The sequence below is a fragment of the Shewanella carassii genome (assembly GCF_002777975.1).
Classification (GTDB): Bacteria; Pseudomonadota; Gammaproteobacteria; order Enterobacterales; family Shewanellaceae; genus Shewanella; species Shewanella carassii.
The window spans coordinates 81,389-101,008 of the sequence record NZ_NGVS01000029.1 but is presented as its reverse complement, the minus strand read 5'-3'; the positions used below and the strand labels follow the sequence as shown (position 1 = coordinate 101,008).

Genomic DNA, 19,620 nt, shown 5'->3' with positions numbered 1-19,620 from the left:
GAGAACTGGCTCACAAAAAAGGCGCCCTAAGGCGCCTAATCAATTGCTTCAGTCTCAGGCTTGGATCCCTGAGTGACGCAGCAGTGCGTCTATGCTGGGCTCGCGGCCACGGAAGCGGGTAAATAGCACCATCGGCTCTTCACTGCCGCCCATCTCAAGTATGTTGTGCAGGAAGTCGCGTCCTGTGCTCTCGTTGAAAATACCTTCCTCCTCGAAACGGGAGAAGGCATCGGCAGACAACACCTCGGCCCACTTGTAGCTGTAGTAGCCGGCGGCATAACCTCCGGCAAAGATATGGGCGAAACCGTTCTGGAAGCGGTTGAACTCAGGCGGTGTGACCACGGCCACCTGGCGTCGAACCTCATCCAACATCTGCTGAATATGGGCGCCCTTGGCCGGATCAAACTCCTGATGCAGGCGGAAGTCGAACAGGGAGAACTCCAGTTGCCGCAGCATCATCATGCCGGACTGGAAGTTCTTGGCGGCCAGCATCTTGTCCAGCATCGCCTTGGGCAGCGGCTCCCCGGTCTGATAATGGCCGGAGATCTCCGCCAGCGCCTCTTCGGCCCAGCACCAGTTCTCCATAAACTGGCTTGGCAGCTCCACGGCATCCCAAGGTACGCCGTTGATGCCGGAAACCCCGCCGACATCGATGCGGGTCAGCATATGGTGAATACCATGACCAAATTCGTGGAACAGGGTAGTGACTTCGTCATGGGTAAACAGCGCCGGCTTGTCACCCACAGGGCGATTGAAGTTACAGGTGAGGTAGGCTACCGGCTTTTGCAGGCCTGTGGCCGTCATCCTCCGGGTTCGGCAATCATTCATCCAGGCGCCGCCCCGCTTGCCTTCACGGGCATAGAGGTCCAGATAGAAGCTGCCTCTGTGTTCGCCCTCGGCATCCAAGATGTGGAAAAAGCGCACATCTTTATGCCACTTGTCGAAATCCTGCTGCTCTTTGACATCCATGCCGAACAAGCGCTTGATGGTGTAGAACAGGCCGCTGAGCACCTTGTCTTCGGGGAAGAAGGGACGTAGCTCTTCCTGAGATATCTCATACTTGTGCTGCTTGAGTTTTTCGCCGTAGTAACCCAGATCCCAGGCCGCCAACTCGGTTACACCATAATGCTCCTTGGCAAACTCCTTGAGTTCGGCCAACTCGGCTTTGGCCTGAGACTTGGAGCGCAGCGCCAGCTCATTGAGGAAGGCGATAACCTGCTCGGGCGATTGCGCCATCTTGGTGGCCAGGGACTTATCGGCATAGGTATCAAAGCCCAGTAACTGTGCCAACTCATGGCGCAGGCTCAGGATCTCGTCCATCAGCGGGCCGTTGTCGAACTCACCGGCATTGGGGCCTTGATCCGAAGCGCGGGTAACAAAGGCGCGGTAACACTCTTCACGCAGACTGCGGTTGTCGCTATAGGTCATGACCGGCAGATAGGATGGAAAATCCAGGGTGAATAGCCAACCTTGCTGCTCTTTGGCCTCGGCCATCGCCTTGGCGGCGGCAATGGCTGACTCTGGCAGACCGGCCAATTCGGCTTCATCGGTAACCAGCTTGCTCCACGCATGTGTGGCATCCAGCAGTTGGTTGGAATAGGTGCTGCTGAGTTCGGACAGGCGCTTTACAATCTCTCCATAGCGGGCTTTTTGTTCATCATTGAGGCCTATTCCCGACAGTTCGAAGTCTCTCAGGCTATGTTCTATCACAGTCTGTTGTGCCTGGCTGAGCTGGGCAAATTCCGCCGAGGCCTTGAGCTCTTTATAGGCCTGATACAGGCCCTGATGTTGGCCGACAAAGGTGCTGTACTCAGACAACAATGGCAGACAGGCATCGTGGGCAGCGCGCCATTCTTCATTGCTGAGTACTGAATTCATATGGGAAATCGGCGACCAGATCTGACTCAGCTCATCGTCCACCTGCTCCAGGGGGGCCACCAGGTTCTCCCAAGTGAAGGGGCCTCCTGCGGCCAGCACGGCTTCTATTTTATCGCGGCACTTGGCTATGGCCTGTTCGACCGCCGGTTGAATGTGCTCGGCCTTGATACTGGAAAAGGGTGGCAGCTCCTGTGCTGTCAGCAGCGGATTGGTCATTGTCTGTCCTCTCTTTGGGCGTGGGCCATAGGGCCTGCATTGGGTGCCTGGTCTTGCCGCCATGGCGGCGAATATTCAGGGGCGTGGCTAATAGATAAGGGTTCCGCTTTGATTTATCAAGGTGATCAAAGCGATTGGTGCCATCGCATGAGTCATGCCGTTGTGAAATTGAGCTATGGCCGACAGTAAACTGAATGCTCACTATCAATGCACAAAAAAGAGATAAATGATAACTGGATCTAAAACACGATTCGTTATCGTTTATCTCTAGGGGAGGTTGTTTAAAATGGGCTTTACTTTGTAAGTTTGGCAAGTTTTATGCGTTATCCCCTCTCATTGCTGGCACTCCTGTGCTGCAATCCAACATTGGCCGATGAGGCCACCGCAACTCAACTCACACTGGGTTGGGACAATCACTATGTTACTCAAGGGCGTGACAACCTGTCATCGGGTGGGATTGCCTGGAGTGGTCTTTACCATAGCCGTGGTGGATTGAGTGCCTTTGCCTTGTTCGGCCGCGCCGACAGTGTTAACTATGCTGAACTCGATGTCGGCCTTGAGTATGGCTTCAACTTATTTGAGTCTTTGGAAGCCAATATTGGTATTCAAAGGCTGGAATTTTACGGTGATGAGCGTGCCCATGACAATGAAGTGTATGCCTATCTCGCCTATCAGGGGCTGAGTTGGCTGACACCATCGATTAACTATACCTATGCCACAGAAGCCTCTGGTTATTTTGTTGAGTTGAGTCTGCACAGCCATTGGCAAGTGAACGAGCAACTGACTCTGACCCCCTATGTGACCCAGGGATTCGACTTTGGCTATGCCAGCCAGACCCATGATGGCCCCAATCATCTGCAGTTTGGTGTAGAGGCATGCTACTCATTAACCTCTTCTTTGGTGGCTTCCTTGCATTTGAGTCACAGCATAGCGGAGGATGATATCAAGCAGCAGGCGCAAGAGGAGGATTGGCATGGTGACCTGGATCAGTCTTATGCCGGCTTGCATCTGCAGTGGCAGTTTTAAACTGGCTAACATTCACCGCAGCTTCTAGACTCTGATGTGAAGACAAACAGCGTCGAAGGATCGATGCGGGAGTACAGGGAATGTTAACCTACAGAATTGGCGGGCTTTGCTGCCTGCTCCTTTGGTTGGGAGTCGCCCCATTGGCTGAATCCCAGGCCGAATCAAGCTCAGACCTGAATCCAGACCTGAAGCTAGTGTCGAGTTCAGAGCCCTCAATAGATAAGCAACTCAGCAACCCGGACAAAGAGTCTGGTTCGCTCCCTCTGGGGTTAGTGCTCGACAGCGAGGGCAATCCTATTGCCATTCCACAGCAGTTTGAAGCCGCACTTGAATATGAGTCTGCGCCCTTGCCCAAGGCCTCGCGCGACAGTAAACCAACGAAATCCCGAAAAAAGAAGCCATCCAAGCCTCGCCGCCAAGTCGCCGATGATCCCAGTTGTCGCTGGTTGGATAAGCGAATGACAGAGCTGGAGCGGCGCCTCAGGCAGAAAGATTCCCACACTGCCAGATTTTTGCAGGCTGAACTCGGCGAGCATCAACAGCAGTTTCGTTGCCTCAAGTGCTCAGGTTCAGGACCAGATACTCAGGATTATTCGCGCTGCACCTTGTATCACTGAAATTTTTACCGGCAGACTCTGGTCTGGTCACTTGATCTGAATCCCCCTACAATGGCTTAAAAATATCCCGCCACGCGGGAGGTCGCCCTGCTGGGCGAAAGAATCTGTATCAATCGACGGAGATAAACATGGCACAACATTTTGACTATATCTGCCTGGGTGCGGGCAGCGGTGGTATTGCGTCAGCCAACAGAGCCGCCATGCGTGGCGCCAAGGTGTTGCTGATTGAAGCCAAACACCTGGGTGGTACCTGCGTCAACGTCGGCTGTGTGCCCAAGAAGGTCATGTGGTATGGTGCCCAAGTGGCCGAAGCCATGCATCTCTATGCCAAAGATTATGGTTTTGATGTCAGCGTCAACCAGTTTGACTGGAACACCCTGGTGGCCAGTCGTGAAGCCTATATCGAACGGATCCATGGCTCCTATGAACGCGGTCTGGCCAACAACAAGGTCACTGTGGTTAACGGCTATGGCCGCTTTGTTGATAACCACACCATTGAGGTCGACGGCGAACACTACAGTGCCGAGCATATTCTGATCGCGACCGGTGGCGAGCCCAGCATTCCCGACATTCCCGGGGCAGAACATGGCATAGACTCGGACGGTTTCTTTGCCCTGCGTGAACAGCCCAAGCGGGTAGCTGTCGTGGGTGCCGGTTATATCGCGGTGGAAATTGCCGGTGTATTGCATGCCTTGGGCAGTGAAACCCATCTGTTTGTACGCAAACATGCGCCGCTGCGTAACTTCGACCCCATGCTCTATGAAACACTGATGGAGTCCATGGCCAGCGAAGGGCCTTCGCTGCATACCCAGAGTATTCCCAAGGAAGTGCGTAAAAATGCCGATGGCAGCCTGACTCTGGTGCTGGAAAACGCTGAAGAGTACACAGTGGACTGCCTGATCTGGGCCATAGGTCGGGCACCGGCCACAGGCAATATCGGCCTTGAAAATACCGATGTGCAGTTGGATCCCAAGGGATATGTGATAACTGATGCCCAGCAAAACACCAGCGCCAAAGGGGTTTACTGTGTCGGTGACATCATGGCGGGCGGAGTGGAGCTGACACCGGTTGCCGTAAAGGCGGGTCGCTTGCTGTCAGAGCGTCTCTTTGGCGCCATGCCGGATGCCAAGATGGACTATGACTGCATCCCGACTGTGGTCTTCAGCCACCCGCCAATTGGCACCATGGGGCTGACAGAGCCTGAGGCCAAAGAGCGCTTCGGTGAGGATCAGGTTAAGGTCTACACTTCATCCTTTACCTCCATGTACACTGCGGTTACTGCGCACCGTCAGGCTTGTAAGATGAAGCTGGTTTGTGCCGGCGCCGATGAAAAAGTCGTCGGGATCCATGGTATCGGCTTTGGCATGGATGAAATCCTTCAGGGCTTTGGCGTTGCCATCAAGATGGGCGCCACCAAGGCTGACTTTGATGCCGTGGTCGCTATCCATCCAACGGGCGCAGAAGAGTTTGTTACTATGAGGAGTTAATGTAGAAAGCCTACCTACACACGTTCGTACTGTAGAAAAACTGAGAGGCCAGAGCATCGTTCTCTGGCCTTTATTGGCTCATCGATACTAAAACGTTTATGCCCAAAAGTGATTTAGTAGCGTGACTTTAGGCTCACTCTGAAACGCAACGATTTGACCCAATTTTAGTAATGCTACAAAGTAGCTTGTTAATATCGGATAAAATTTGAGTCAGGGATTAAAAGTGAAAATAAAAAACGTACGAATTAAAAACTATCGTCTGCTCAAAGATGTGTCATTTTCGATTGATGAAAAAACAACTCTTATTGTTGGACGTAACAATACTGGGAAAACTTCATTTGCGGAGGCTTTTCGCAGTTTTCTGAATCCTGCCGGTCCCAAGGTGCGTTATGAGGATTTCAATCAATCCTGTCTGACAGGTTTCGAATATGCACTGAATGCTCTGCAATGCGGTGCTGAAGATGACGTTGTGAGGCCGATGCTTCCAACAATCGAGCTAGAGTTACTCATTAATTATGAAGAAAATGCAGATGAATATGGTGTTCTGGGCGATTTTATTATCGATTTTGACGACCAATTATTTGAAACAATTATCCTGATTTCTTATCAATTAAAAGATGGCAAGATCAGCGATTTTTTTAATGAGCTCGATAGCGTCAACAGAAAGCAATATTTCTTGGATCTTAGAGCTAGGATAGAGCATTACTACGAGGCTACTGTTTACGCGGTCGAGCCTACAAACCTGCACAACAAAGCTCGGCTTGAGTTTGCGTCATTTAAAAAATTGCTGCTGTCGGGACTGATAAATGCGCAACGTGGTTTAGATGACGAAACGCACAATGAACGTGATGTGCTTGGTAAATCGTTAGGTAATATTTTCAAAAGTGCGAGTAGCGTTGGAGCGCCTGAAGCTTTTAAGGCGCAATCAGCTGAAATCAATACTGTCGTTGAAGGATTGCAGGAAATCGTTGATACTGATTTTCAACAGAGAGTTCAAGCATTACTGCCGACTTTGAATATTTTTGGATATCCGGGCTTGCATGATCCAAATTTAAGCGCCGCAACAGAACTCAATGTGAAATCACTGCTGGAAAGTCATACCCGAGTTTATTATCAACGAGATGATCATTTCACATTGCCTGAAACCTATAACGGGCTGGGAATGCGGAATCTAATTTTTATCCTCTTCCGAATTTATGAATATTTCCGTGAGTTTCAAAGCCATCAAACGCCACCGAAAGGGCATGTGATTTTCATAGAAGAACCCGAAGCACATCTTCATCCGCAGATGCAGGAAGTATTTATTCGACAACTGGAACAAATCGTCGAACAGTTCCAGCGCGAGCTAAATTCTCAGCAGGTGTGGCCTGTACAATTTATCGTGAGTACTCATTCCTCGCATATTGCCAACGAAGCTGATTTTAGCAAAGTTCGTTACTTCCTTTCCAAAAATGGAAACGAGACCAAAGTTAAGGATCTAGGCGTTGCCTTCCAAAGTGACGAGGCAGCTGGCGACAGAGAGTTTTTGCATAAGTACCTGACGCTCACAAAATGCGACCTGTATTTCGCGGACCGAGCGATCCTCGTTGAAGGGGCGACTGAAAGGATATTGTTGCCTCAAATGATTAAAAAAATTGACGCAGCTTTAGGCACTAACTTAAGGCAGAAATACCTGTCAGTCGTCGAAATTGGTGGCGCTTATGCTCACCACTTCTACAAATTCATAGATTTCCTTGAACTTAAAACCCTCTTTATTACTGATCTAGACGCAGTTGATTCAAAACAGCATCATGCCGCTGTAATGGTGAGTCAAGGTGATAGGTCGAGTAACGTTGGCATTTCAAGATGGTTTGGCGGGAATGGTTATTCTGACTTAGCGACTGTTAGAGCTAAAGATTCAGGTTCTAAAATTTTTGGATGTCGGCGACTTGCATTTCAGGTAGATGAAGATGTTAGTGGTTTATGCGGCCGTAGCTTTGAAGATGCATTTATCTTGGTTAATAGTCAGTTATTCGAGCTAAATAACTTAACTGGTCCCGATCTTGAAAAAGCTGCTTTTGACAAGGCAAAAGATATCGGCAAAAGTAGCAAAGCTGATTTTGCTATTAAATATTGTATGAGTAATACGGATTGGCTCGTCCCCAAGTATATCCAAGAAGGGTGCGCATGGTTAGACGAAGCTCCGGCAGTTGCTGCAGGAGTTCAATCATGACTGTACTGAGCCCCGCAGCACAGGCGTCAGCAGAGACGCTTGAAAGCTTGAGAGGTTGTATTGATCAAGGGCAGTGTTTCAGATTGGAAGCCGGTGCCGGAGCGGGAAAAACCTATTCGTTGATTGAGTCGCTCAAATATCTGATTTCTTTACGTACGAATGAGTTTATCGTATCTGGAAAACAGGTTGCATGTATCACTTATACAAATGTGGCCAAAGACGAGATTAAGGCAAGAACCGATAACAATCCGGTCATTTTTGCGGATACGATTCATGCTTTCAGTTGGAGTATTTTGCAAAACTACCAGGAGCAGTTGAGACAACTTATCCCTACGCTGGGAGCAAAGTGGCAAGAGAAAATTGCAGAATCTGCAGGGATTAGTCATCAAACGGTTAAGTACGATTTAGGTTTTGCGTCGATTAAAGAACATGAAATTTCTCTCCATCATGACGACGTTGTCGCGTTAATGGCTCGCATGTTGGCGTTTCCCAAATTCCAGAAATTACTGAAAAGTAAATTCCCAATTATCTTTATTGATGAATATCAAGACACTGATAGCGCACTTGCCGAGAGTATCGTCCAAAACCTCATTGATAATGAATCGGGGGTTGTGGTTGGTCTTTTTGGTGATCACTGGCAAAAAATATACGGCTCGACAGCCTGCGGATTGATTAGCAGTCCTGCAGGAAAAATCATCGAAATTGGCAAAAGAGCCAATTTCCGTTCTGATAAAAATATCGTTGAATGCTTGAATCGTATGCGCCCAAAATTACCGCAAGCCGAATCCGACCCAAGCTCTGTTGGAATCATAAAGGTTTATCATTCAAATGATTGGCAAGGTCACCGACAAACTGGCACCCATTGGAAAGACGACCTTCCAGAGGAAGAAACTAGACGATTTATCCAGCAAACTAAATCATTAATGGTTGAGCATGGTTGGGATATGTCGTTATCTAAAACAAAAATACTGTTCTTGACGAATAACCTGATAGCTACCGAACAAAAATTTAAGAATTTGGCGGATTGCTTCAAGTATCCAGAAGACTATCTGAAAAAAAATGATAAATACATTGAGTTTTTTGTTGATACGGTCGAGTTGACGGCGCTAGCTTACCAGCGACGTAAGTATGGTGATTTGCTTCAGATTAAAAAGAAAAACCGCTCCTACTTAACGTCACAAGCTGACAAAACCGCTTGGAATGAGAATCTAGCCAGGTTAATGCAACTTAGAAACACGGCTACAATCGGTGATGTTTTAGATCTGTTGATAACTACGAGTATGCCAAGAGTGCCGACAAAAGTCGTGGATTCCGAAGTCCGTTATCAAACACTCTCTGCGCGCGACCAAGATTCATTGGAACCAGATGAATTGAGTTTTGTCGAGAACATTAGGCGTCTTCGAGCTGTGCGTTACTCTGAAGTCACAAGTTTGGCTGAGTACATAAATGATAAAACCCCTTTTTCTACCAAGCATGGAGTAAAAGGCGCCCAGTTTGATAACGTACTAGTAGTTTGCGGCCGCGGTTGGAATCACTACAACTGGAATCAAATGCTTGAATGGATGGAAGACGGTGTTCCAAGAGGAAAAGACGCGACTTTTGAACGAAATAGAAACTTGTTTTATGTCAGCTGTTCAAGGGCGAAACACAATCTGACTCTTCTTTTTACACAGCGCCTCTCTGATAAATCAATAGCGACCCTTGGTAGAATCTTTGGGCATGAAAATATCAAAGGCTGGCCATTTAAGGTTTGAAATAAATCACACAAGATTTGAGTTTTGTGATTCAGGAGTATACCGAGCTTTTTGATGTATATACATCACATGGCGAAATTGAACTGGCTGAGTCTCCGTTCGGTGAAGAAAGTCACTTAAACGTATGTGAAATACCATATGAACCAATTTCACCGCACATACAAGCGTTTAAGGTTTCAAGATACTTTTTATTATCTGAACGGATGCCACTAAGTCATTTTCGCTAAGAAGCTTTTGTCCAGAAAGGTGTTTCATTGGATGGTCAAGACAACCAGCATGATACTTTGTTCCTCTCCCACCGCTTAAGCCAGTTTTACTTGACCACTATACTGAACAGCTTCTCCACAATAAGCCAGAAATCCGCCTTTGCCTATCGCCTTTTGGGTGGGAATTACCTCAGACGCTTTTGAGGTTAAGGGGTGCGCAGGGGGCAATCTGCCTCATATCTTGTGACAGTTTTCTGCTTGGCCGCCAAGCGGTGAAATGAGATAGACTCGAAGATCAAACGCCTGAAAACCCATAAATAAGATCAAGGAAATTTGCATGTTCAAGCCCAATGCAATCGCGCTGTTTACCGCCGCGGCCCTGCTCGGCGGCCTGGCCGCTTGCCAGTCTCAAGAGACTGCTTCAACCAAGGTGCAGTCTGTGGCTTCCCGTCAGGGAGAGGCCAATATAGGCATCAGTCTGGTGGCCATGGATACCAGTATTAAACCAGGAGATGACTTCTACAATTACGCCAATGGTCAATGGATGCGGGATACCAAGATACCTGCCGACCGAGCCTCAACTGGGTCTTTTTTGGTGGCCTTTGAATCGACCGAGCAGCACAAGGCCGAATTGATTGCTGAGCTGGTGGCCAAGCCCCATGCTGCCGGTAGTGATGAAGCGCGAATTGCCGATTTTTATCTGGCCTATACCAATACTGATGCCATCGAAAAAGCCGGCCTGCAGCCATTGGCGAATTACCAAAAGCAGATAGTAGCCCTGCAAACCAAACAGGCGCTATCGGCGGCCTTGGGAGCCAGTTTACGGGCCGATGTTGACCCGCTCAATGCCACTGACTATCACACTGAGAATCTTCTGGGGGTATTTGTCACCCAAGGGCTGGCGACTCCGGGAGAGGTATTGCCCTATCTGTTGCAGGGCGGGCTGGGATTGCCGGAGCGGGAATACTATCTGTCGGGCGATCCCAAGATGCAGCAACTGCGGCAGGCTTATCGCCACTATGTCGAGACCTTGTTGCAAACCGCTGGCATAGACAATGCCGGTGAACGGGCCGAGCGAATATTCGCGCTGGAGCTGAAAATAGCTGCCGCCCACGTCAGCCGTGAAGACAGTGAAGACTTTGCCAAATCATCCGCAGTTTGGAGCCGGGCTGACTTTGACACCAAGGCCCCGGGTATCGACTGGCAGGCATTCTTTGAGGCCGCGCAACTTGGCCAGCAGCCACGCTTTGCCGCTTATCATGGCCCCGCCATCCGCGCACTCTCGGCCTTGGTAGCTTCCGAGCCGCTGGCGAGTTGGCAAGATTGGTTGCTGTTCCACCAGATCAATAGCCACACAGATGTCTTGCCTTCGGCGCTGGATCAGGCGCACTTTGCCTTCTATGGCACGACTTTGTCAGGCACGCCTATGCAACGTAGCCGCGATAAGCGCGCCTTGGAGGCGTTGGATAATTATCTGGGAGATGCTGTTGGCCGCGCCTATGTGAGCCGTTATTTCCCGGCGTCGGCCAAGGCCAAGGTCAGCGAGTTGGTGGATAACATAGTCGATGCCTTCCATGGCCGGGTTGAGGCGATTGATTGGCTGGCACCGGCCACCAAACAGGAAGCTCTGGCCAAGGTTGATACTCTGGTGGTGAGTGTGGGCTATCCGGATAATTGGCGTGATTACAGCCATTATCAGGTGGGGCAGAGTGCTTATGCCAATGCCGTGGCCGGTGAACAGGCCGAATACGCTCATCAATTGGCCAAAATAGGCAAGCCCCAAGATAAAGGGGAATGGTGGATGAACGCCCAGATAGTCAATGCGGTAAACCTGCCGGTGCAAAACGCGCTCAACTTCCCGGCCGGGATACTGCAACCGCCGTTTTTTGATGCCTCGGCCGACGATGCCTATAACTATGGTGCCATAGGGGCGGTCATCGGCCATGAGATCAGCCACAGCTTTGATAATAATGGTGCGGCTTTCGATTCCAGCGGCGCTATGCGCAATTGGTGGACTCAGGCGGACTTTGAGCATTTCGCCGCCCAAGGGGACGCCCTGGCCAAGCAGTTTGACAAATATGTGCCTTTCCCCGACTTGCATGTCAACGGCAAACTGACTCTGGGGGAGAATATTGCTGATGTAGCCGGATTGGCTACCGCTTACGATGCTTACCGGGCGTCACTCAAGGGCAAAGAAGCACCTGTTATTGCCGGTTTTAGCGGTGATCAACGTTTCTTTATCGGTTATGCCCAAACTTGGGCAACCAAGATGCGAGATCAGGCCATGCGCCAACGTATTGCCACCGATGGTCATGCCCCCGGTAACTACAGGGCCCTGACTGTCCGCAATCTGGATGCCTGGTATAGCGCCTTTGATGTCAAACCCACAGATGCGCTCTATTTGGCGCCAGAGGACAGAGTCAGGATCTGGTAAGCCTACCGATAAGAAGACCGCCGTCAGGCGGTCTTCTTACATCTTGGCGGATCGCTTAAGCCCAATCCTGCGCTAATCCAAACTCAGAAAAAGAACTCCAGACCAAGAAAGACACCGTCTACCTGATTTCTGTCCAACATATAACGGCGGTAATCGGCTCTGATCGCCCACTGTTCGGAGAGTTGATATTGGCCGCCCAGACCCCAGTAGAAGTCGACGCCAGAGTCGTCATAACGCAACTCTTGCTGTAGCCTCTGGCTGCTGAAGTCGCTCTCCCAGATAAATATCCCGCCGTTGAGGCTGAAAGACCAGTCGTGGTATCGCCAAAAGCGGTATTCGGCTCCGGCAGTTACCCCGGAGGCCAGTTGCGGCCCAAGGTTGGCAAGTGATTGCTGCAAGGCCTGTGGGTCGAGTGTGCTGCCGGCCAGCATGAGTGAGGTTTCGCCCAAATCAAGATAGCCAAACTGCAGCGCCCAGGCATCATTAGCCTGGTAGTTCAGCGCCACAGACCAGGCGAAATCATCTTTGTCCAACTCCGTCAGTTTGACCTCTGCCGGTAAGGCCTGGTTGATATCCGACTCCGAGAGGCGGGCATGGCTGTAACCCAAGTTGAGGTTCACAGACCAGCGCGCCTGGGCATTGAAACTGACCCCAATTGCCAGTAGCAGCAACAGCGGCAGGCTTGCCAAACGCAGGCTTAAGCGCCTGAATCCTGCCATTAACAGCATTAGTGCCAAGGCCCAGGGGGCGACCGCCCCGCCGGAAGAGCGGTTTTCCACCACAACCTCTTGATAGGCTGTGACCGTCACCACTACCTGAGCGGTTGCCGAGGCGCCGTTGCCATCACTGACACTGAAGCTGATGATGTCTGTGCCCGCAAAGCCGGTCTTAGGTTGATAGCTCAGCGTCTGTGATGTTGTGATGCTGACGCTACCGGATTGAGCCACAGCGCTTTCCAGCGTCAGGCTGTCGCCATCCGGGTCACTGGCAGTGCTCAATACATCCAGCTCTATCGCCGTCCTGTCGTCCGTGCTGGCGCTGCTGTCATTAACCACTGGTGCCCTGTTGTAAAAGACAACCAGCTCTGCATGGCTCATTGCCGTACCACCCATGCCATCGCTGACGGTATAACTCAGCTGTGCGTTGCCGATAAAGTCTTCCGGCGGCGTGTACATCAGACTGAGCTTGTCGTCACTGACACTGATCTCACCGATAGAGACACTGGCCTGCACCAGATAGAGGCTGTCGTTATCGGCATCATTATCGTTGGCCAGTACGTCCAGCAGATGTTGCTGATTCCATGGCAAACTAAAGCTGTCAGCCTGGGCGATGGGGGCTTGGTTGGCTGACAGCTTCACGGCAACGCCGCCCGGGTCGACTATGGTGCCATTGGCTTGGCCGTCACCGTCGTTGGGGCCACCATCCTGAATAAGCAGTTGCACACACCAATGACCTTCAGTGAGGCCACTCTGCCAGCTGGCATCGCCCATTGGTGGACAATATCCGGGTTCTCCCGCGCTGCTAAATACCTGATTGTTGGCATCTGTTACAAACTCCTGCCAGCCGGAAGCGACATATTTACGGTATTGAGCTTGTGCCGGTATCGCCTGAACTTGCGGGATCACTATGCTGACACTGCCGCCATACTCGCTGCCCTCGAGTTCGAAGTCGAATAAACCTCCGACAATTTTCCCTTCACTGTCATCTGGCAACATTGAGCCATCTTCCAGCTCAATACCCTTATCCAGCCGCTGCAGACCTAGCAGCCCCTTACGGGAGCAGATGCCGGGTTGCGCCTCGGCCAGGTAGCTATTGGGGCGGCTGAGCTGTTCGGGGATCACATTACAGGGGTGATCGCCCTGCAGATAGGCCGGAATACCATTGCCGTCCGGATCGCCATAGCCTTCGGCACTATCCGGTAAACGGTTGTTGTTGGCGTCTGTTTCCCCAAGAGTCGGTAGCTGTGCCAGCAGCAATAGCTTGAGACTCTTGCTGCTTCCCAGTTGGGGGGAACCATCGTCCATGGCGTTCAATGTCAGCGTCACAATCCCTGGAGCCAGCACTGCGGGGTCAAAGGTGAACTCGTTTGTTGAGGTCGAGAGGTTTGTCATCGCTGGCTCGCTGGACCAACTGAGGCTGATGTTGTCTGCCGGGTTGGGGGCAGCGACTTCTGCCGTTACCGTTACCAAGCCATCCGAGCTGCTGACACTGGAGCGCATTTCACCCTGTTGACTGGCGCTCAAGCTGAGGTTGGGCGCCAGATTATTGTTACTGATGCGTATTTCAGTAGCGGCGTTGTGCCCGGGGTTTTGGCCGTCGTCCAGGGTGATTGTCAGCGATTTTTGTTGCCCGGCGGTCAAGTCGGCAAAAACATTGAACTCCAGGCTGGTGGACATTCCCTGACTCAAGAGCAGGCTTCCGCTTGCAAGGTCATGGTCTTGACCTGCAATCGCATCGCCGCTGACACTGTAGCGGATTTCCATCGGATACTCGGGGGCCGAGCCGTTGAGTAAAACCGGCACCTGCACTTGAGTGAAGTTGGCGACAGTTTTCGAGGCTCCCAGGTTAATCCTGGGGTACACGGTAACCAACTGCGACGCTGTGGCACTTACCCCCTTGCCATCTGTGGTTTTCCAGTAAGCCAAATGTTGGCCGGGAGCAAAAAACGGGAAGCCGTTCAACAAGGATACCGGAATGGGGTTGTCATCGCTGTCGATGGCGCCGACCCGACCCAAGTTTACCCGGGTAAACAGACCTGTGGCGTTGGCTGTGACATCGGCCGGGATATTGATGACGGGGGCTTCTGGATTACTGCCTTCTATGCTGAAGCTCACCTTGGCTCTGTCATAAAACTCTCCGTCCGTGATGCTGTAGCTGAGTCGCACCTGACCATTGAAGTTTTCCGGCACTGTCAGTTGCAGCTTATCTCCCAGTACAGTTGCAGTGCCCAGGCTGGTGCTGATATCCACAATCGTCAGCGGATCGTCATCCGGGTCACTGTCGTTGGCCAGTACATCGAGCAAATAACTATTTTCCTGGCTGAAGGCTTGGGTTATCCGGTCGTGGTTGGCCTGTGGCGCTTGATTGACAGCCTTGACTTCCACACTAAAGGGCGCCAAATCTGTGCTGAGCGCACCATCCGAGACTCGAATAATGATGTTGTTACTCATGCCTACATGCTCCCGCAGTGGAGTACCACTGAGCTCGCCGCTTGCCGTGTTGAAACTGGCCCAGGCCGGTTTGTTGCTGATGCTGAACGTCAGAGGATCTTGATCCGGATCTGTGGCGGTGGGGATAAAGCTGTAATAACTATCCTGATCTACGCTGCCGACTGGAGTGCCTGAAATACTGGGGGCCTTGTTATCCGGCTCCGGGGTTACAGTATTGGAGGGGCTCGAGGCCGGGCCTGTGCCTGCTATGTTGCTGGCGCTGACGGTAAAGCTGTAGCCGGTGCCGTTGCTCAGGCCGCTAACTGTCAGCGGTGAGGCGGCGCCGCTGGCGGTGAAACCACCCGGGCTTGAGGTGACAGTGTAGCTGCTGATCGCCGCGCCGCCGGTACTTGCCGGGGCGCTGAAGCTGACCGTGGCGCTGGCATCGGCCGCGACAGCACTGACAGACGTCGGCACACCCGGCACCACAGCATTAACTGTAAAGCTCTGAGTCACTGTTGGCGCCGCATTGTAGCTGCTGTCTCCGGGCTGATCGGCATCGATACTGCAACTGCCCGTGGTGACAAAGGTTAAGGTGCCGGCGGCCGTGATGGTACAGACCCCAGTGGTCGTGGAGCTGAACACAGGCGTCAGCCCTGAACTGGCGGTGGCGGTAAGGGTTGGCGCGCTGCCAAAGCTCTGCGCCCCCGGGTTGCTGAAGCTGATGCTCTGGCTTGCCTTGGGGGTCACAGTATTGGAGGGGCTTGAGGCCGGGCCCGTGCCTGCAGTGTTGCTGGCGCTGACGGTAAAACTGTAGTCGGTGCCGTTGCTCAGGCCAATGACCGTCAGGGGCGATCCGGCGCCGCTGGCGGTGAGGCCGCCTGGGCTTGAGGTGACGGTATAGCTGCTGATCGCGGCGCCGCCACTGCTGACGGGGGCTGCGAAACTGACTGTGGCGCTGGCATCAGAGGCAACGGCGTTGACGGACGTGGGCGCTCCTGGCACCACGGCATTGACCGTAAAGCTCTGGGTCACAGTTGGCGCCGCATTGTAGCTGCTGTCTCCGGGCTGATCGGCATCGATACTGCAATTACCCGTGGTGACAAAGGTTAAGGTGCCGGAGGCCGTGATGGTACAGACCCCAGTGGTCGAGGAGCTGAACACAGGCGTCAGTCCTGAGCTGGCGGTGGCGGTAAGGGTTGGCGTGGTGCCAAAGCTCTGCGCCCCCGGGTTGTTGAAGCTGATGCTCTGGTTGGCCTTGGGGGTCACAGTATTGGAGGCGCTCGAGGCCGGGCCCGTACCCGCTGTGTTGCTGGCGCTGACGGTAAAGCTATAGTCGGTGCCGTTGCTCAGGCCAGTGACCGTCAGTGGCGAACCGGCGCCGCTGGCGGTAAGGCCACCCGGGCTTGAGGTGACGGTATAACTGCTGATCGCCGCGCCGCCGGTACTTGCCGGGGCACTGAAACTGACCGTGGCGCTGGCATCAGAGGCAACGGCGTTGACGGACGTGGGCGCTCCGGGCACCACGGCATTGACCGTAAAGCTCTGGGTCACTGTGGGCGCCGCATTGTAGCTGCTGTCCCCGGCTTGGTCGGCGTTAATGCTGCAACTGCCCGCACTGACAAAGCTGAGTGTGCCGGTAGTTGTGATGCTACAGACCCCTGTGGTCGTGGAGCTGAACACAGGCGCCAACCCTGAACTGGCGGTGGCGGTAAGGGTTGGCGCGCTGCCAAAGTCCTGCGCCCCCGGGTTGCTGAAGCTAATGGTCTGGTTTGCCTTTGGAACTACCGAGTTGGATGGTGCGGATGGCGAGCTTGTACCCACGGCATTGATGGCCTGCACAGTAAAGGTATAACTTGTGCCGTTGGTCAGGCCTGTAACCCCTATCGGCGAGTTGGCGCCACTGGCGGTGATCCCGCCTGGAGATGAAGTCACTTGGTATGAGGTAATCACAGAACCACCATCACTTGCCGGCGCCGAGAAGTTGACCACGGCTTGGCCATCCAAGGCCGAAGCCGTGCCTATGATGGGGGCGCCGGGAACAGTTGGGACGGCAACAGTATGAACATCGCCAGAGGTGTAGGCAGCCGGACCTGTGTTGGCCTGAGCATCGCTGATGTTGGTTGCTGCTTTCAGATCCAGGCGCAGCGAACCATTCCCGCTGATATTGTTGATAGTGACAGTAACGCTGGTGCCTGAGCTGGCGGATACCGACGCAATGTTACCGGCCGCGCTAGCTGTAGTGGTCAGGCTGAAATCGTCGGTCGAGATATTACTGGCCAATTCATTGAAACTAACTGTGTAACTGATGCTGGTTGCGGTATCTGCGGGTGAGCCATCGACAGTCATGCCGGTCACTTCCGGAGCAAGGTCATCTACCACTGTGATGCTAAAGGCTTTTTCAAATGTGGCATTGCCTGAATCTGTCGTCTGCACCCGGATGCTGTAACTGCCGCCGGTCAAAGTAGAGGCATTGTTGGCCCTGAGGGAGTCACCACTGAGATTGAAGCTGCTATTGTTGGTGTCACCACTACCGGCAATCAAGGCATAACTGAAACTGTCACCAACATCGGCATCCGTGGTTGTCAGGGTGCCCACCACAGCATTGCTGCCGCCGCTTTGGCTGACTGAGTTGTTGGAAAGCGAGATATCTGTTGGGCTTTGATTGACGCTAAAGGCCCCGGCGACAGCTAATGTAACACCACTGCTGCTTCCCTGGAGTATGGAACCATTGGTTTGGCTGTCATTGACAACTGTGCCGCTGGTTTCGTTGAGTTTCCAGTAGCCAATCAAGCCGGTTTCATTGCCCGCCAGCTCGAGCTGGCGGTTATTTTGAATTTCGGTTTGAGTCCGCGCCGTGCTCCAAAGGCGGATGTCATCTATTTTGCCGGTAAAGTTGTTTACCGAACCATGATTTTGAAGACCGGCGACCAGGTTGTTGACGTTTGCCGCTTGATAATCCGGCACTGTGTTATTGCCACCATTGTCTGGGATGCCACTACCATAGGATTGGCCATTGACATAAAAACTCCATTGACCGCTGTCGAAGACAAAGGCGAAGTGATACCAAGTGTTGATACTGAGCGGAATAGGATTGCTCTGGGTTAAATTACCGAAATCGTTAATTAAATCCACCGTCAATAGGCCATTGACGAGAACAAAGCCGCCCGCGTCGGCAGTACCGGTAATATCCATCAGATTGATAACGCCGGAAACGCTGGGAAGGTTGGCCCACAACTCTAGGGTGAAAGTGTTGTCATTCGATAGCGCGGCGGCGGCATTGGTGAGGGTAACCGCATCCCCATCGGAGAATTCGTAAGCTGTGTTGGACAATAGTGTATTAAACCCTCTCACGTCACCGGAAAACAATGTCCTGGCTGCAATGGCCGAGGATGTGGAGTATTCGAGTTGCCAATCACCGCCAAGACGCTTGTTGCCTGTGGCGTTGATTGAGGCCAATACGGGCCGGGCTAAAATCGAGGCCAGATTATCGACAAAGGCTTGACCCTTTGGATCCTGAGCCAAGTTACAGGCGTACAGATAGAGGGGGGCACCCGGTAATAGCAGTTGATCCAACTGGGTGGCCAGTTCCCGTGGCGCCAACTTGTGACCCGCCAACAGTATTTCGCCGCTTTGACCGTGAGTGATCAAGTGTAAACCCGAGTACTTCTTGTCTTGGGCTATCAAGGCGTTGAGTTCGGTCAATTTGGTAATGGGTCTAGAGGTGAGGGCCGTGGTAGATGCCTGTTCCAGCAAGGTTTGATATTGAGAGATTGTGGCATCGACCAAGATGAGCTCAGCCTTTGCCCCTAGTTCTGTGACACTCTTTGCTTGTACAAATGGTAAAAGCAACAATGTCACCAGGCTTAATATCCGTATTAAAGAGTTCATGGTTTTGGCAGCCCTGAATAGTCTGGTGTTAGCTTGAGCAATTCAACGGCAGCGGGAAAGCACACTTCCAACTGCCGTTGATTGTGATGCTTTATGTTCTGGGAGGGTAAATGCCTTCCAAAGCTATGATGAAGTTCACCACGGTTAACGGCTGGCGCAAGTCGACAGTGTCACTGTTGCCCGTTGTGTTTGTGTTGCCATTTAAGCTGACTGGTGACGGTTTCGTACTGGTGTTCGCCGTGGTGCTGTATGCTTCCAGCGCATTGAGGCCGCTGGCAATCTTTGCCGGTACCGTATTGGGACCAGGCTCATCAGTGGTGCCGCTGACGGTGGATGCCAGTGGGCTGACACTGGCATTGATCTGGTTTGAGTCAATGGCGTGGTTATGGGCGGGCAACTGGGCTGTTGTCAGATTGGTCCCCTCGGCTCCAAGCATCTGCCCTTGATTGTAGAAACTGGTGCCTGGACTCTGGCCAAAGCTGACGGGTACCCGGCCGCGAAGATCCGGCAGCTTAAAGGTGCTTACTCCATCACCGCCATACATAGTGCCTAATAAAGAGAATAAAGCCGTATTACTGGCAATGCTCATTGTCTGTCCGTCGCACAGTGCCCAACCTGGCGGAGCATAGTTGAAGCCCACCATACGAATTTCGCCGATAAAGTTGTCTGCCATGATATTCACTCCTTGAAAATGAAGGCTTGGCTTGAGCAAGCCCTCTTGATGAAGTCCATTTACCTAGAGGTGTCGCT

The 19,620-nt window shown here is 52.2% G+C and carries 9 protein-coding genes; 6 read left to right on the top strand and 3 right to left on the bottom strand.

What is annotated here, in order from left to right; genetic code table 11:
• Positions 1-54: 54 nt before the first annotated feature.
• Complete coding sequence (gene prlC, locus CBE72_RS14530; protein WP_100144474.1) at positions 55-2,094, bottom strand: oligopeptidase A; 2,040 nt, start codon at positions 2,092-2,094, stop codon at positions 55-57.
• 318 nt (positions 2,095-2,412) lie between these two features.
• Between prlC and CBE72_RS14525 the strand changes: the two genes are divergently transcribed.
• The 6 genes from CBE72_RS14525 (at position 2,413) to CBE72_RS14495 (ending at position 11,830) form a co-directional block, all read left to right on the top strand.
• Positions 2,413-3,120, top strand: a complete 708-nt coding sequence (locus CBE72_RS14525) for a hypothetical protein (RefSeq protein ID WP_100144472.1) — start codon at positions 2,413-2,415, stop codon at positions 3,118-3,120.
• Positions 3,121-3,200: 80 nt separating this feature from the next.
• Positions 3,201-3,737 (top strand): hypothetical protein, encoded by a 537-nt coding sequence (locus CBE72_RS14520; protein WP_100144470.1) that lies wholly within the window; start codon positions 3,201-3,203, stop codon positions 3,735-3,737.
• 128 nt (positions 3,738-3,865) lie between these two features.
• Positions 3,866-5,224, top strand: coding sequence for a glutathione-disulfide reductase (gene gorA, locus CBE72_RS14515; protein ID WP_100144468.1), 1,359 nt, complete (start codon positions 3,866-3,868; stop codon positions 5,222-5,224).
• Between the two features lie 223 nt (positions 5,225-5,447).
• Positions 5,448-7,436, top strand: a complete 1,989-nt coding sequence (locus CBE72_RS14510) for an ATP-dependent nuclease (protein ID WP_100144466.1) — start codon at positions 5,448-5,450, stop codon at positions 7,434-7,436.
• Positions 7,433-9,190: a UvrD-helicase domain-containing protein gene (locus CBE72_RS14505; RefSeq protein WP_100144464.1), complete on the top strand. Its 1,758-nt coding sequence runs from the start codon at positions 7,433-7,435 to the stop codon at positions 9,188-9,190. Before CBE72_RS14510 ends, CBE72_RS14505 begins: the two co-directional genes overlap by 4 nt.
• A gap of 543 nt (positions 9,191-9,733) precedes the next feature.
• Complete coding sequence (locus CBE72_RS14495) at positions 9,734-11,830, top strand: M13 family metallopeptidase (RefSeq protein WP_100144460.1); 2,097 nt, start codon at positions 9,734-9,736, stop codon at positions 11,828-11,830.
• An 83-nt stretch (positions 11,831-11,913) separates the two neighbouring features.
• On the opposite strand, the gene CBE72_RS14490 is transcribed toward CBE72_RS14495, so the two are convergent.
• Positions 11,914-18,840 carry an Ig-like domain-containing protein gene (locus CBE72_RS14490; RefSeq protein ID WP_167387682.1) on the bottom strand — a complete coding sequence of 2,309 codons (6,927 nt, stop codon included), beginning with the start codon at positions 18,838-18,840 and terminating at the stop codon, positions 11,914-11,916.
• Positions 18,841-18,961: 121 nt separating this feature from the next.
• Positions 18,962-19,543 carry a phage tail protein gene (locus CBE72_RS14485; RefSeq protein WP_100144456.1) on the bottom strand — a complete coding sequence of 194 codons (582 nt, stop codon included), beginning with the start codon at positions 19,541-19,543 and terminating at the stop codon, positions 18,962-18,964.
• Between the last annotated feature and the right edge of the window lie 77 nt (positions 19,544-19,620).

What these genes read in the sequence shown, in the direction of transcription:
- CBE72_RS14525 (WP_100144472.1), top strand. Translation starts at nt 2,413, where the DNA reads ATGCGTTATCCCCTCTCATTGCTGGCACTCCTGTGCTGCAATCCAACA.
- CBE72_RS14495 (WP_100144460.1), top strand. Translation starts at nt 9,734, where the DNA reads ATGTTCAAGCCCAATGCAATCGCGCTGTTTACCGCCGCGGCCCTGCTC.
- CBE72_RS14485 (WP_100144456.1), bottom strand. Translation starts at nt 19,543, where the DNA reads ATGGCAGACAACTTTATCGGCGAAATTCGTATGGTGGGCTTCAACTAT.
- gorA (WP_100144468.1), top strand. Translation starts at nt 3,866, where the DNA reads ATGGCACAACATTTTGACTATATCTGCCTGGGTGCGGGCAGCGGTGGT.
- prlC (WP_100144474.1), bottom strand. Translation starts at nt 2,094, where the DNA reads ATGACCAATCCGCTGCTGACAGCACAGGAGCTGCCACCCTTTTCCAGT.
- CBE72_RS14520 (WP_100144470.1), top strand. Translation starts at nt 3,201, where the DNA reads ATGTTAACCTACAGAATTGGCGGGCTTTGCTGCCTGCTCCTTTGGTTG.
- CBE72_RS14505 (WP_100144464.1), top strand. Translation starts at nt 7,433, where the DNA reads ATGACTGTACTGAGCCCCGCAGCACAGGCGTCAGCAGAGACGCTTGAA.